The organism is Nonomuraea sp. NPDC004186 (assembly GCF_053603495.1).
Window position 1 is genome coordinate 129420 of the sequence record NZ_JBSGFQ010000003.1, and the last position, 12595, is coordinate 142014.

Here is a 12595-nt window from a genome sequence, read left to right on the forward strand (position 1 = left end):
CGGGAAAGGTAAGACCTACCGAGGAGCGGTAGATGGCCGAGGAGCAGCGACTCGACGCGACAGGTCAGCAGCAGACGAGAAGGCAACTGGTCCGGGCGGTGATCGCCTCCGCCGTGGGGACCTCGATCGAATGGTACGACTTCTTCCTCTACGGCTTCGCCGCCAGCACGATCTTCGCGGAGCTGTTCTTCCCCAAGAGCGACCCGACCACGGGTCTGCTCCTGTCTCTCGGCACCTACTTCGGAGGATTCGCCGCCCGGCCGATCGGGGCGGCGATCTTCGGGCACTACGGCGACCGGATCGGCCGCAAGGCCACGCTCATCATCACGCTCGTGAGCATGGGCATCGCCACCGCGCTGGTCGGGCTGGTGCCGACGTACGAGCAGATCGGCATCTGGGGCGGCATCCTGCTGACCGTGCTGCGGCTGCTGCAGGGCATCAGCGTCGGCGGTGAGTGGGGTGGGTCCGTGCTGCTGGCCACCGAGTGGGGGAAGTCGCGCGGCGGGCGGCGGGGGTTCCTGGGGAGCTGGCCGCAGTTCGGGGTGCCCGTCGGGCTCGTGCTCGGCTACCTGGCCCTCGAGGTGTTCCAGCCGCTCGACCCCGACTGGGGCTGGCGCATCCCGTTCCTGCTCAGCATCGTGATGGCCGGCGTCGGCCTCTACATCAGGCTCGGCATCCTGGAGACGCCGGTCTTCACCAAGGTCCTCCAGGAGAACCGGGTCGAACGCGTCCCCGTACGCGAGGTCATCGTCAGGAACTGGCGGGAGATCGTGCTGAGCGCGCTGCTCCGGACCGGGCAGCAGGCGCCGTTCTACATCTTCACCGTCTTCATCCTCACGTACGCCACCAAGACCCTGGGGTTCAAGGCCGGCGACATCTACCCGTACGTCATCGCCGCCGGGATCGTGTCGCTGTTCACCGTGCCCTTCTGGGGATACGTCTCGGACATCGTGGGGCGCCGCAAGCTCTACATCATCGGCTCCGCGGCCATGGTGGTCTGGTCGTTCGTCTACTGGCCGCTGCTGGACACTCGCGTCCCCTCGCTGGTCCTGCTGGCCATCGTGCTGGCGGCGCCCATTCACGACATCCAGTACGGCCCGCAGGCCACGTTCATCGCCGAGAGCTTCACCGGGCGGCTGCGCTACAGCGGGGCCTCGCTCGGCTACCAGCTGGCCTCGGTGACGGCGGGCGGGCCCGCGCCGCTGATCGCGGTCTGGCTGTACGCGACGTACCAGAGCTCGTTCGCCATAGCCGTCTATATGGCGATATGTGCGCTGATCAGCGTGGTTGCGGCGTTCGCTTTGAAGGACCGGTCGAAGCAGGACTACGCCGTCGAGTACGACGACGTACGCGAGACCGAGACCAGCCCTTGAGTCACGCGTCGCTCGGGCCCGGCGTCCAGCCGGAGATCTGAGACCAGCCGTCGGCCTGGCGGAGCGTGTCCCAGATGAACGGCCGCTTCGCCTCGACGTATCGGTGCCGCTCGTGCCGGAACTCGGCCGCGAGACGCCGCTTGACCGCCGCGTACTCGGCCGCTGTCCCGGGGTGGGCGCGCAGGTAGTCGCGGAAGAGCAGGGAGAGCTGCTGGGAGAAACTGCCCAGCACGCGTACGTGCACATGCGTGCGGCGCTCGCCCGGCGCCTCGCGGAAGTAGCGCTTGGTCAGGTCGGGATTGTCCGCCCGGTACACCAGGCCGAGGCTCTCCAGCGGCGACCTGAACGCCTCCGGCGGCTCGAACGACCGCACCGACACCTGGACGTCGATCACCGGCTTGGCCGCCAGGCCGGGCACCGCGGTCGATCCGATGTGATCGATCCGCGGTGCCACGTCGCCGAGCCGCCGGCGCAGGGCCTCGCCGATCCTGGCGAACTCCTCGTGCCAGGCCGGGTCGTGGTCGGCTATCTCGACGGGATCTGCCATGCGCCGATTATCCAGGGTCGCCTCAGCCGAAGGCGCGGACCTCCAGGAGCCCGACCGAGCCCTGGCCGCTCTGCAGCACGACCCGCAGTCTGGTGGTGCTGACAGCGGTGAACGTGACCGGGTTGTAGGCCCCGGCCGTGATCCCGTACGCGCTCGCACCGGGCACGTCCGCGTACGCGCTGCCGTTCCAGTACTGCAGCTTCCACGAGGCGGGCACGCGCACGCCGCCGCCGTCGTCGAAGAAGTAGACCTCGGCCGACTTGATCGTCTGAGTCGAGGACCAGGTCAGCTCGGCCCACTGGGTGCCGGTCTCCGGCCAGGTGCCCCAGCGCGGGCTCGGTACGAGGCCGTCGTTGACGGCCGCGACGCTCTCCCAGGGCGAGGTGTACGAGGCCGAGGGGGTCGCGCTCGAGGCCAGGTTGACGGGCGTGGGGTTGCCGCCCCCGCCGCCGAAGGCGAGGTCGTCGTCGCTGAAGATCGGGTGGGACGGGTTGACGTCCGCCTCGCCACCGCCGCCGTCGCAGCGCCGGTCGGGGTTGAACATCAGGTACGTGCCCGACGAGCAGGCCGTGGCGGGCTCGGCGTCGCCGCCGACGACCACGCTGCCGCCGAGGTTGGCGCCGCCCTGGACCAGCGCGCTGTTCTTCACCACGGCGTTGCCGCCGACGGTCGCGCCGCTGTTGACCCAGGACAGGTCCTCGATGCGGGCGTTGCCGCTGACCGTGCTGTTGCCGTACACGGCGGCCCGGGGGCCGACGTAGGCGGTGGCGGCCACGTTGGCGCGGTTGTCCACCCAGCCGCCGCCGTTGGAGTGCCAGTGGCCGCCGCCCGGCGCGGCCGGCTTCACGTGACCGGGCTCGAAGCCCCACGGCGTGGCGCCCTGCAGGCGGAACTGGTACGGGTAGCGGTAGTTCTTCGGGTAGCCGTCGAGGAAGGCGTACTTGTGGACGGCGCTCGGGGCGCCGACGACCACGAGGTAGACGTCCTTCTCGCCCGCCTGGGTCTGGAAGGTCACCTCGCCGTTCGAGGAGTTGTAGATCGGGCTGTAGCGGGGCGTGCCATTCTTCACCGCGACGAACCCGTACGACCAGCCCGATCCGGCCGCGGAGTTGACGTGGCCCCTGAACCGCATCCGGATGAGCGCGCCGTCGCTGCTCGGGACGAGGCGGATCTTGTTGTAGCCGTAGTCGGAGGGGGCGATGGCGTCGGAGACGCGGAAGTGCCCGGCCGCCGCGTTGACCGCCTGCGCCTCCACGCCGTTGTAGGCAGTGACGAAGGGATACAGGCTGTTGATGAACGGCATGAAGTCGGCGCGGTTGGAGTAGTCCCACGTCACGTTGCGCTGGGCGTACTCACCCAGCCGCCGGTTGAGCTCCGCCTGGTCGATGCCGGCGATGCGGCGGTAGGTCTCCAGCGGGTGCTCGTTGCTCCTGGCCTCGTTCCACAGGCGGTTGAACATGGCCAGGCCGTCGCGGTCCTTGATGTACTGCAGCAGCATCCAGTTGCCGTAGTGGTGCCGGCTGCTGCTGTAGGCGAGGTTCTCGGTGCGGATGAACCTCGTCAGGTCGCCCGCGGCCGTCTTCGGGTAGACCTGCATGGCCATGAACTCGGCGCTCGTCTCCCAGAACGTGCCCGCGCTCGGGTCCGTGAACCCGTAGCCGGACCTGCCGAGGAACGTGTAGTTCTGGAACACGTGCCCCAACTCGTGCGCCAGCCCCCAGGAGCCGGGGAGCGCGGCGGCGGGGGCGATGTTGATGACGCCGACCTTGCCGTCGGTCGAGCCGCCCGTCGCCCACGCGTCGAGCGGCGCGTTCGACCACGTCCTGGTGACGATGACGATGATCTTGTACTGGGCCAGCAGCCCGGTCTCCGGCGTGAACTTCATGGTGTTCACGTAGAAGGAGTAGAGGGTCTCAAGCTGGCTGAGCATGTTGTCGGGGTCGAAGTTGTACGGGGAGGGCGCGGTCTTGGGGTTCGTGCCCGATCGGTCGCCCCATAACAAGATGAAGTTCGCGGACTCCTTCGTACGGTCGTTGGCCCACGGCACCTCGCCCGTGCTCTGCCACCGCGCGGGGATGAAGACGGCTTTTGCCGCCGCCGTGGCCGCCGGGGTGGTCGTGAGGAACGCGGTGACCAGCATCAGAAGGGCGACCGTCGCCGCCCGCAATCGTCTCATTCGGAAACCTCCGAGCCGCTCTTTTTGTTAGCGCTAACACTGTGCGTTATGTCACATATTTTGGAGCGGCATAGAGTGTTGAGGTTCGCAACAGAGGCTGTCAAGACCCGGTGAAACTTTCAGTTCCGAAAGGCTGCCTCCGCCGCGTTCGCCTGCGCGAGCTTCTCCTGCTCGGCCGTCCACCCGGCGAACTCCCGCTCCAGCGTGGTCCCGGCGGTGGTACGCGCGTCGGTGCTGATCGTGACCGCCAGCCCGTCCTCCAGGAGCGGGATCGCGGGGTGCTCCGCCAGGCCGGGGACGGCGCCGGTCAGCACGTTGCTGACCGGGCACATGTCCAGGGCGATCCGGTCGCGGCGCAGCCGTTCGAGCAGCGCGGAGTCGCCGGTGCAGCGGACGCCGTGCCCGATCCGGCGGGCGCCGAGCACGTCGATCGCCTCCCACATGCTCTCCGGGCCTGCCGCCTCGCCGGCGTGCACCGTGCAGGGGAGACCGGCCGCGTGGGCGAGGTCGAACGCGGCCCGGTGCGGCGTGGCCGCGTACAGCAGCTCGTCGCCGGCCAGGTCGAGCCCGGCCACCTTGTCGCGGTGCCGCAGCGCCGTCTCGGCGACGGCCAGGCTCTGCTCCGGCGTCTGGTGCCGCAGGCAGCACAGCAGCAGCCCGGTACGCACTCCCGTCGCCGCCTCGCCCGCCGCCAGGCCCTCGGCGACGGCCTCGACCGCCTCGTCGATGGTCATGCCCAGGCGGCCGTGCTGCTGCGGCGCGAAGCGCGCCTCGCCGTAGACCACGCCGTCCGCGCTCCAGTCCTCCACCAGCTCGCGGGCGGCCCTGCTCAGCGCGTCGGGCGTCTGCAGCACCTGGAGGGGCACCTCGATGTACGTCAGGAACCGGCCCAGGCTGCCGCACCCGGCGGGCGCCGTCACCAGCTGCTCGACGGGGGCTTCCAGGGTGATGCCCTGGCGGCGCGCGAGATCGGCGATCGTGCTCGGGCGTACCGATCCGTCGAGGTGGCAGTGCAACTCGTAACGCTGGTTCATCGCGGTCCCTCACAGGTGTCGAAGAGCAGTTGCTTGAAAGCGGTCTCGTCCACCCGCCGCACCAGTGTCAGGTTCGGGGCGGGGGCCGAGCGGCGGCGGTCGATGATGAGCTGGCCGCGGGTCTCGTCGCCGAGCGCGACGTCCACGTACGCCCGCTCCCGCTCGACGGCCAGCTCGGGCCGGAGCGCCACGGCCATGGCGACGGGGTCGGGCAGGTCGTAGCCGGACAGGCCGGTGACGTCACGGGCCCACTCGGCGACCGTACGGTTGACGCGGTGGGCGAAGGTGGCCATGGGGGTGCCGAGCTGCTCCAGCCGGAGCTGGTCCGCCGGGGTCATCACGGCATCCCGGCGCGAGACGTCCCAGCCGATCCAGGTCACCTGGTCCGGCGTGGCGGCCTGGAGCACCACGCGGGCGGCCTCGGGGTCGGCCCACACGTTGAACTCGGCGGTGGCCGAGACGTTGCCCCACAGGTCCGCGGCGCCGGCCATGCAGTACACGTGCCGGTACCGGGAGAGCAGGTCGCGGTCGCGGAGCAGGGCGGCGGCGAGGTTGGTGAGCGGCCCCAGGGTGACCAGCGTCAGCTCGCCGGGGAGGCGGCGGGGCGCGGTCAGCAGGACGTCCACGGCGTGCTCCCGCTTGGCGGCCCGCAGGGGGCCGGGCAGGCCCAGATCGCCCATCCCGTCCTGGCCGTGCACGTGCTGGGCGGTGGACAGCGGGCGGGTCATGGGGCTCTCGCAGCCCTCGTGGACGGGGATCTCCGGGCGGCCGGCCGTCTCCAGGGAGATGAGCGCGTTGCGGGTCGCGGTCGCCAGGGGCACGTTGCCCGCCACCGTCGTCACCGCACGTACGTCGGCCAGGCCGCTGGCGGCGGCCAGCAGCAGCGCCACGGCGTCATCCGAGCCGGTGTCAGTGTCGACGATCAAGGGCAGCACGGTCACCTCTTGTCTAATCGTTTAGAACTGCCAAGTGCATATCTAATCGATTAGATGCGAGAATGTAAACCGCCATGAGGAAACGTCCGAGCACTCTGGCCGACGTGGCCCGCCGAGCGGGGACCTCGACGGCGGTGGTCAGCTATGTGATGAACAACGGGCCCCGTCCCGTGGCGGCCGCCACCCGCGAGCGGGTCCTGGCCGCGGCGGCGGAGCTCGGCTACCGGCCCAACCGCATCGCCCGCGCGCTGCGCTCGCGCACCACGGGCGTGGCCGGGCTGGTGCTGGCCGACGCGTCCAACCCCTACTTCGGGGCCCTGGCCAGGCACGTCGAGCGGGCGCTCGAGGGCCGCGACCTGCTCACGCTGGTCGGCAACGCCGGCTACTCGGCGCAGCGCCAGCGGCATCTCGTCGAACGTTTCCTGGCCGCCCAGGTCGACGGCCTGGTGATCGTCTCGGCCGACTCCGTGGGCGACGTGGCCGAGGTGGCCGAGGCGGCCGGCGTACCGGCCGTCTACGTCCACAACGGGCCTCCGGGCGCGCCCGTGGCGGCGGCCGACAACCAGGACGCGGTACGGGAGGCGGTCGCGCACCTGCGCGGGCACGGGCACCGGCACATCGCCTTCCTGGCCGGCCCCGACGACGAGGGACCCGTGGGCGTGCGGCGGGCGGCCTGGCAGGCGGCCGTCCCCGGCGCCGAGCTTTTGCGCTGTGACTACTCGCGGGCCGCCGCGGACGCCCTGACCCGCCGCCTCGCCGACGCGGGCACCCTGCCACCTGCCCTGGTCACCGCCACGGACGAGCAGGCCATCGGGGTCCTGTCCGGCGCCTGGGCCCGCGGCGTCGCCGTCCCCGACCGGCTGGCCGTGATCAGCCTCGACGGGACACCGGAGAGCGCCCACACCGCTCCGGCGCTCACGGTGACCGAGCAGCCGCTCCAGGCCATGGCCGAGCAGGCCGTGGCCCTGCTGTTCGACGAGGCGGCCGCCCCGCTCGCCACTCGCGCCGCCCTGATCCCGCGGCGCAGCTGCGGCTGCGGAGGAGGAGATCTGGACCTACTCTCGTAAGAGAAGGGATAGGTCCATGGACATCAACATCGTGCTCGGAGTCATCGCCTTCTTCCTCTTCTTGGTGGTGGTCACCGGGGTGAGAGTCGTCAACCAGGTCGAACGCGGCATCGTCTTCCGCTTCGGCCGGGCACAACAGCAGATCCGCGACCCGGGCCTGAGGTTCCTGATTCCCGGGGTCGACCGCATGCGGAAGGTCAACGTCCAGATCGTCACGATGCCGATCCCCACGCAGGAGGGCATCACCAGGGACAACATCTCCGTACGGGTCGACGCCGTCGCCTACTTCCGGGTGCAGGACCCGATGCGGGCCGCGATCGAGGTGCAGAACTACCTGTTCGCCGTCGAGCAGGTGGCGCAGACCTCGCTGCGGTCCATCATCGGCAAGAGCGAGCTGGACGACCTGCTGACCAACCGCGAGGAGCTGAACAGGGGCCTCGCGCTCATGATCGACAGTCCGGCGCTCGGCTGGGGCATCCACATCGACCGGGTGGAGATCAAGGACGTGCAGCTGCCCGAGGCCATGAAGCGGTCGATCGCCCGCCAGGCCGAGGCGGAGCGCGAGCGGCGCTCCAGGGTGATCGTCGCCGACGGCGAGCTGCAGGCCGCGAGCAAGCTGGCCGACGCCTCGGGCATCATGGCCCAGACGCCGGGCGCGCTGCAGCTGCGCCTGCTGCAGACCGTGGTGGAGGTCGCCGCGGAGAAGAACTCCACGCTGATCATGCCGCTACCGGTCGAGCTGCTGCGCTTCTTCGAACGGGCGACGCAGAACGCCGCACCGGCCGAGCCCGCCACGGTTGGCTCCGAACGGGTGCGGCCCGAGCGGCCCGCGCTCACGGAGGAGGAGGGCGTTCCCGAGCTGCCGGCGCAGCGGAGCGAGAGCGAGTCGGCCCTTGAGACCGGACAGAAGTCAGGTGATCTCCCGCTGACCCGGTGAGAGCCACTCGGCGATGTCGGCGACCACGGCCGGATCGACGTGCTGCGGCGGCTCGTACTCCGCCGGGGTCGAGGGGCCCGTACCGGGGAAGAACAGGTGGTTGCCGGCGTCGTGGACGCGGAACGTGACGTCCGGCCGGTGCGCGAGCCCGGCCCGCCACCGCGCCAGGTCGTCGTCGACGGTCACCTGGTAGTCGCGGCCGCCCTGGAGGATGAGCATCGGCTTGTCCAGCGCCGCCGCGGTCGCCACGGGGTCGTAGCCGCGCATGTCCAGCCAGTACGAGCCGGAGAAGCCGAACGGCAGGTCCTCGGCCGGCGTGGCGGGCGACAGGTCCGGGCCGGCGACCGTGGCGGCCTGCCGGGTGATCATCTCGACCGCCGCCTGCCAGTCGGGATTCACCGAGGCGAGGTAGCGGACGACGCGTACGGCCGCCTCGTGCATCGGCTGGGCGTCACCGGCCATGATCACCAGACCGGCCACGGACGGCTCGGCGGCGGCGATCCGCGGGGCCGCCTTGCCGCCCATGCTGTGGCCGAGGACGAAGACCCGCCCGGGGTCCACCTCCGGCCGCCGCCGGAGCAGGTGGACGGCGGCGACCGTGTGCGGGACGTACTCGTCGGCCATCGTGAAGTCGCCGGCCAGCCGGTCGGCGTGGACGTGGGTGACCTTGTCGTAGCGCAGCACCGCCACACCCCGGCTCGCCAGGCCCCAGGCCAGATCCTTGAGCGGCTTGTTCGGCCCGCTGGTGGCGTCGCGGTCGAACGGCCCGCCGCCGCTGAGCAGCACCACACCGGGCCACGGGCCTGGACCGCGCGGCAGGCTCAGCGTCCCGGGCACGGCCGACGGGCCGGAGCCGACGGTGACCTCGTGCTCCTCGAACCGCTCCGGGCGGGCGTAGGCCGGCGGCTCCCACACCGCGGTGTCCAGGGGTGCGAGGCGCAGGCCGTTCAGCAGGCCGGCGTCGTCCACCGACATGACGACCGCGAGCCCTCCGCGCTCGCACGTCACCGGAACGCTCACCCTGACCAGCCCCGCCCGGATCGGCTCGCAGGCCGGCTCTCCGACGGCGGAGACGGGCCCGATCTCGGCGGCCCAGACGGCCCGCAGCGCCTCGGCGGACACCTGAGCCCGCAGCGGCCCCGCGAACAGGCCCTCGATTTCCGTGAAGCGTCCCTCGCGGGCCATCTCGACGACCGTCGTGGCGGTCGCCGCCGGGTCGGCTGCCATCACGTCCCAACCTTTCTCGATTTATGCGAAAGGTAGCACAGGATGAGATCGTAGAAAATGCCTACTCTGGACCTAACGGGGAGGACGCCATGGCATCTGCGGAGTTCGCCAGCTATTGGCGTTATCGCGGTCTCGGCGGTCTGGATCTGATGCGGGCGCGTTTCGTCCGGCGCCGGTTCGCCCGGCACAGCCATGAGACGTACGCGATCGGGACGCTGGAGGCGGGCCTGGAGGAGATCCGTTTCGCCGACGGCGTCGAGTACGCGGGCATGGACGACGTCGTGCTGATCGAGCCCGGCATCGTCCACACCGGCGAGCCCCCGACCGCCGACGGGTGGACGTATCGGGTGCTGTACCCGAGCGTCGAGCAGGTGCGAGAGGTCGCGGACGAGCTCGGCCTGCCCGCTGGGATCCCGTCGTTCGACCGGAGGGTGGTGTCCGACGTACGGGTGGCCCGGCGGGTGACGGCGGCCCATCGCGCGGCGGAGTCCGGCCCGTCGCTGGCCGCCGACTCCCTGCTGCACGCACTGCTGACCCTCGTGCTCGGCGCGTACGGCACGCGACTCCCGAGGCGCCCGGCCCGCTCGGCCGGGCGGAGGAGCATGGCCCGGATCCGCGACCTGCTGCACGCGACCATGCCGGACCCGCCCGGCCTGAACGAGCTGGCCGCCGCGGCCGGGGTCACGCCGTTCGCGCTGTTGCGCTCGTTCCGGCGCGCGTACGGCATACCGCCGCACGCGTACGTGACCCAGCTGCGCGTCGCAAAGGCCCGCGAGCTGCTGCGACAGGGCGTGCCGCCGGCCGAGGCCGCGGTGGCGGTGGGGTTCTGCGACCAGTCGCACCTTTCGCGGCACTTCCGGAGCCTCGTCGGCGTCCCGCCCCGCGCCTACCAGCGCGGGGTGCAATAACGTCCAATCCTTGACGTCCGCCACCGGTCTACGGTGCCTCGCGTGACGACCGACGAAAGTGCTCTTCCCCTCGAACTCGACCGATCCGCCGTCGCCCGGCTGGGCCGCCAGGCGGTGGACTTCCTGGCCGACTGGGTCGCCGAGCTGGACTCGGCGCCCGCGAGCGACTACGGGCGGGCGGACCGGCCGGCCACCGAGCTGCTCCGGCCGCCTGCCGACGGCCCCGGCGACTTCGGCGCGCTCCTGGAGACGTTCCGCCAGGCGGCCGGGCAAGGCGTGAACACGGCGGGGCCCGGCTATCTGGCCTACTTCCCGGCGGGCGGGCTGGTCACCGCGGCGCTGGCGGAGCTGCTCGCCCAGACCGCCAACCGCTTCACCGGCGTGGCCCAGATGTCACCCGCCCTGGTCGCCATGGAACACGGGGTGCTGACCTGGTTCTGCGACCGCTTCGGCCTGCCCGCGGGCGCGGGCGGGCTGGTCACGACGGGCGGCTCGCCGGCCACGTTGTCGGCGCTGCTCGCCGCCCGGCACGGCCGCCCCGGCGACGGCACGTTGTACGTGACCGAGCACACGCACTACTGCGTCGCCAAGGCCGCCCGCATCGCGGGCCTGCCTCCGGAGCGGATCCGCGTCGTGCCCGCCACCGCGGACCTGCGCATGGACGTCGCGGCGGCGGCCAGGATGATCGCCGACGACCGCGCGGCGGGACTGCACCCGTTCCTGCTGGTCGCCACCGCCGGAACCACCAGCTCCGGCACCGTCGATCCCCTGCCCGAGCTGGGCGAACTGGCCCGCCGCGAAGGGCTCTGGTTCCACGTGGACGCCGCTTACGGCGGCGGCTTCCAGCTCACCGAACGCGGCCGGACCCGGCTCGCCGGGATCGAGGCCGCCGACTCGATCGTGCTGGACCCGCACAAGAGCCTCTTCCTCCCGTACGGCACCGGCCTGCTGCTGGTACGCGACCCGGCCGTGCTCCACGCCGCCCACGCGGCCGACGGCCGGTACCTTCAGGACCTGCGGGCGCTGGACGGCCTGCCCGACTACGGGCACCTCGGGGTGGAGCTGACCAGGGAGTTCCGCGGCCTGCGGCTGTGGCTGCCGCTGCACCTGCACGGCGTTGGCGCCTTCGAGCGGGAGCTGGACGAGAAGCTCGACCTCGCCGGCCACGTCCACCGCCGGCTGGCCCAGGACCCGCGCTTCGAGGTGCCGTGGCGGCCGGACCTGACGGTCGTGCTCTTCCGGCTGCGCGGCACGGACGAGCGCAACCGGCGGCTCCTGGCGGACGTCAACGAGACCCGGCGCGTGTTCCTGAGCAGCACCACCGTCGACGGGCGGTTCTTCCTGCGCCTGTGCGTGCTCAGCTTCCGCACCCACGCCGACCGCGTCGAGGAGGCCCTGGGCATCATCGGCACGGCGGCGTGAGCGACGGGCCTAATGCTTGATGGGCAGGTCCTTGCGGGCCTGCTCCAGGTCCTTCTTCCAGATCCACAGCCGGTTCGGCGGCGGGACCTGGTGGTAGCCGAACAGGCCGACCTCGGTCAGGGTGCGCAGGTCCACGCACACGCGCTCGTAGGCGTTCGCGACGGCCTCGGCGGGGTTCTTCAGGTCATTGGTGCCGAGCTTGACGCAGGCCCGGTACTCGTAACCCAGCAGCAGCTCCGGGCCGAACTGCGCCCACGCGCCGCGCTTCTGCTGCCAGGCCACCTCGGCCTCGTCGAGCATCAGGTTCAGGTCGAACGAGGGCGGGATGGAGGGGTAGATGAGGAAGCTGGCGGCCCACCCGAGGGACAGCAGGTCGAGGTTGAAGGTGCGGCGCTGCGGGTCGTCGCGGGGCGGCATCGGGTCCGACGTCCCGCCGGCGAACCAGGGCGCGGTGTAGGCCAGCAGGCGGCCGTGGTTCTCGACGAGCTCGCCGGTGGCGATGACGGCCAGCTTGCGCTGGGTGCCGTCCGGGCGGGTCAGGCGGGTCTTCACCATGGTCTTGTGCGCCTCGGCCGCCAGCTGGCCGGCGGTCATGTGGTGGTCCGCGGCGTTCGGGGTGATGCGCGAGATGAGGTATTCGCGTAGGTGCTCGGGGATGGCGTCGTACGTGCCGTCCTGCAGCCGGGCCTTGGTGCGATCGAGCGCGGCCTGGGCCGTGACCGGGGTGCCCCCGAAGTGGGTTTCCGGGGTGTCGATGGACACCATGCGGACCGACATTTCGATCTTCGGGGTGTCACCGTCGACCACGTCGGTGAGCTTGTAGTCATTGGCGGGACGGCTGGGCCCGACGAAGCCGAGATTGATCATTTTGCGCTCCAACACCGGGTGAGACCTGGAGCGCCAACATCGCAGCCGATCGGTCTTCCCCGGCGACTGACACGCTGACCTGGGACGACGTAGATCGAAAAC

Annotated in this window: 11 protein-coding genes; 5 read left to right on the forward strand and 6 right to left on the reverse strand. The window is 71.2% G+C overall.

What is annotated here, in order from left to right; genetic code table 11:
- The first annotated feature begins 32 nt into the window (after positions 1-32).
- Entirely contained in the window at positions 33-1373 is a 1341-nt protein-coding gene (locus ACWEPL_RS03635; RefSeq protein WP_355197786.1) for an MFS transporter, read from the forward strand.
- A gap of 1 nt (position 1374) precedes the next feature.
- On the opposite strand, the gene ACWEPL_RS03640 is transcribed toward ACWEPL_RS03635, so the two are convergent.
- The 4 genes from ACWEPL_RS03640 to ACWEPL_RS03655 all read right to left on the reverse strand — a co-directional run bounded on the left by ACWEPL_RS03640 (position 1375) and on the right by ACWEPL_RS03655 (position 6065).
- Entirely contained in the window at positions 1375-1920 is a 546-nt protein-coding gene (locus tag ACWEPL_RS03640; RefSeq protein ID WP_452435040.1) for a GrpB family protein, read from the reverse strand.
- Positions 1921-1942: 22 nt separating this feature from the next.
- Positions 1943-4096: a DUF6055 domain-containing protein gene (locus ACWEPL_RS03645; protein WP_363970345.1), complete on the reverse strand. Its 2154-nt coding sequence runs from the start codon at positions 4094-4096 to the stop codon at positions 1943-1945.
- A 119-nt stretch (positions 4097-4215) separates the two neighbouring features.
- Positions 4216-5130, reverse strand: coding sequence for an adenosine deaminase (gene add / locus ACWEPL_RS03650; protein WP_452435041.1), 915 nt, complete (start codon positions 5128-5130; stop codon positions 4216-4218).
- Complete coding sequence (locus ACWEPL_RS03655; protein ID WP_452435042.1) at positions 5127-6065, reverse strand: nucleoside hydrolase; 939 nt, start codon at positions 6063-6065, stop codon at positions 5127-5129. The genes add and ACWEPL_RS03655 overlap by 4 nt, the downstream gene beginning before the upstream one ends.
- A 74-nt stretch (positions 6066-6139) precedes the next feature.
- Between ACWEPL_RS03655 and ACWEPL_RS03660 the strand changes: the two genes are divergently transcribed.
- Both ACWEPL_RS03660 and ACWEPL_RS03665 read left to right on the forward strand, forming a co-directional pair.
- Positions 6140-7132, forward strand: coding sequence for a LacI family DNA-binding transcriptional regulator (locus ACWEPL_RS03660; RefSeq protein WP_452435044.1), 993 nt, complete (start codon positions 6140-6142; stop codon positions 7130-7132).
- 16 nt (positions 7133-7148) lie between these two features.
- A complete protein-coding gene (locus tag ACWEPL_RS03665; RefSeq protein WP_363970353.1) occupies positions 7149-8069 on the forward strand; it encodes a slipin family protein in 921 nt (306 codons plus the stop codon).
- On the opposite strand, the gene ACWEPL_RS03670 is transcribed toward ACWEPL_RS03665, so the two are convergent.
- Complete coding sequence (locus ACWEPL_RS03670) at positions 8043-9296, reverse strand: alpha/beta hydrolase family protein (RefSeq protein WP_452435047.1); 1254 nt, start codon at positions 9294-9296, stop codon at positions 8043-8045. The genes ACWEPL_RS03665 and ACWEPL_RS03670 overlap by 27 nt on opposite strands.
- 89 nt (positions 9297-9385) lie before the next feature.
- Here ACWEPL_RS03670 and ACWEPL_RS03675 point away from each other — a divergent pair, with 89 nt between their 5' ends.
- Together ACWEPL_RS03675 and ACWEPL_RS03680 are read left to right on the forward strand one after the other, a co-directional pair.
- The gene (locus tag ACWEPL_RS03675; protein ID WP_452435049.1) at positions 9386-10204 is read left to right on the forward strand and encodes a helix-turn-helix domain-containing protein; all 819 of its coding nucleotides are present in this window, start codon (positions 9386-9388) and stop codon (positions 10202-10204) included.
- Between the two features lie 42 nt (positions 10205-10246).
- The gene (locus ACWEPL_RS03680) at positions 10247-11626 is read left to right on the forward strand and encodes a pyridoxal phosphate-dependent decarboxylase family protein (protein ID WP_452435051.1); all 1380 of its coding nucleotides are present in this window, start codon (positions 10247-10249) and stop codon (positions 11624-11626) included.
- 9 nt (positions 11627-11635) lie between these two features.
- Here the strand turns inward: ACWEPL_RS03680 and ACWEPL_RS03685 are convergent, their stop codons facing one another.
- Complete coding sequence (locus tag ACWEPL_RS03685; protein WP_363970361.1) at positions 11636-12493, reverse strand: thermonuclease family protein; 858 nt, start codon at positions 12491-12493, stop codon at positions 11636-11638.
- Between the last annotated feature and the right edge of the window lie 102 nt (positions 12494-12595).

What these genes read in the sequence shown, in the direction of transcription:
- ACWEPL_RS03645 (WP_363970345.1), bottom strand. Translation starts at nt 4,096, where the DNA reads ATGAGACGATTGCGGGCGGCGACGGTCGCCCTTCTGATGCTGGTCACC.
- ACWEPL_RS03635 (WP_355197786.1), top strand. Translation starts at nt 33, where the DNA reads ATGGCCGAGGAGCAGCGACTCGACGCGACAGGTCAGCAGCAGACGAGA.
- ACWEPL_RS03685 (WP_363970361.1), bottom strand. Translation starts at nt 12,493, where the DNA reads ATGATCAATCTCGGCTTCGTCGGGCCCAGCCGTCCCGCCAATGACTAC.
- ACWEPL_RS03665 (WP_363970353.1), top strand. Translation starts at nt 7,149, where the DNA reads ATGGACATCAACATCGTGCTCGGAGTCATCGCCTTCTTCCTCTTCTTG.
- ACWEPL_RS03660 (WP_452435044.1), top strand. Translation starts at nt 6,140, where the DNA reads ATGAGGAAACGTCCGAGCACTCTGGCCGACGTGGCCCGCCGAGCGGGG.
- add (WP_452435041.1), bottom strand. Translation starts at nt 5,130, where the DNA reads ATGAACCAGCGTTACGAGTTGCACTGCCACCTCGACGGATCGGTACGC.
- ACWEPL_RS03640 (WP_452435040.1), bottom strand. Translation starts at nt 1,920, where the DNA reads ATGGCAGATCCCGTCGAGATAGCCGACCACGACCCGGCCTGGCACGAG.
- ACWEPL_RS03670 (WP_452435047.1), bottom strand. Translation starts at nt 9,296, where the DNA reads ATGGCAGCCGACCCGGCGGCGACCGCCACGACGGTCGTCGAGATGGCC.
- ACWEPL_RS03675 (WP_452435049.1), top strand. Translation starts at nt 9,386, where the DNA reads ATGGCATCTGCGGAGTTCGCCAGCTATTGGCGTTATCGCGGTCTCGGC.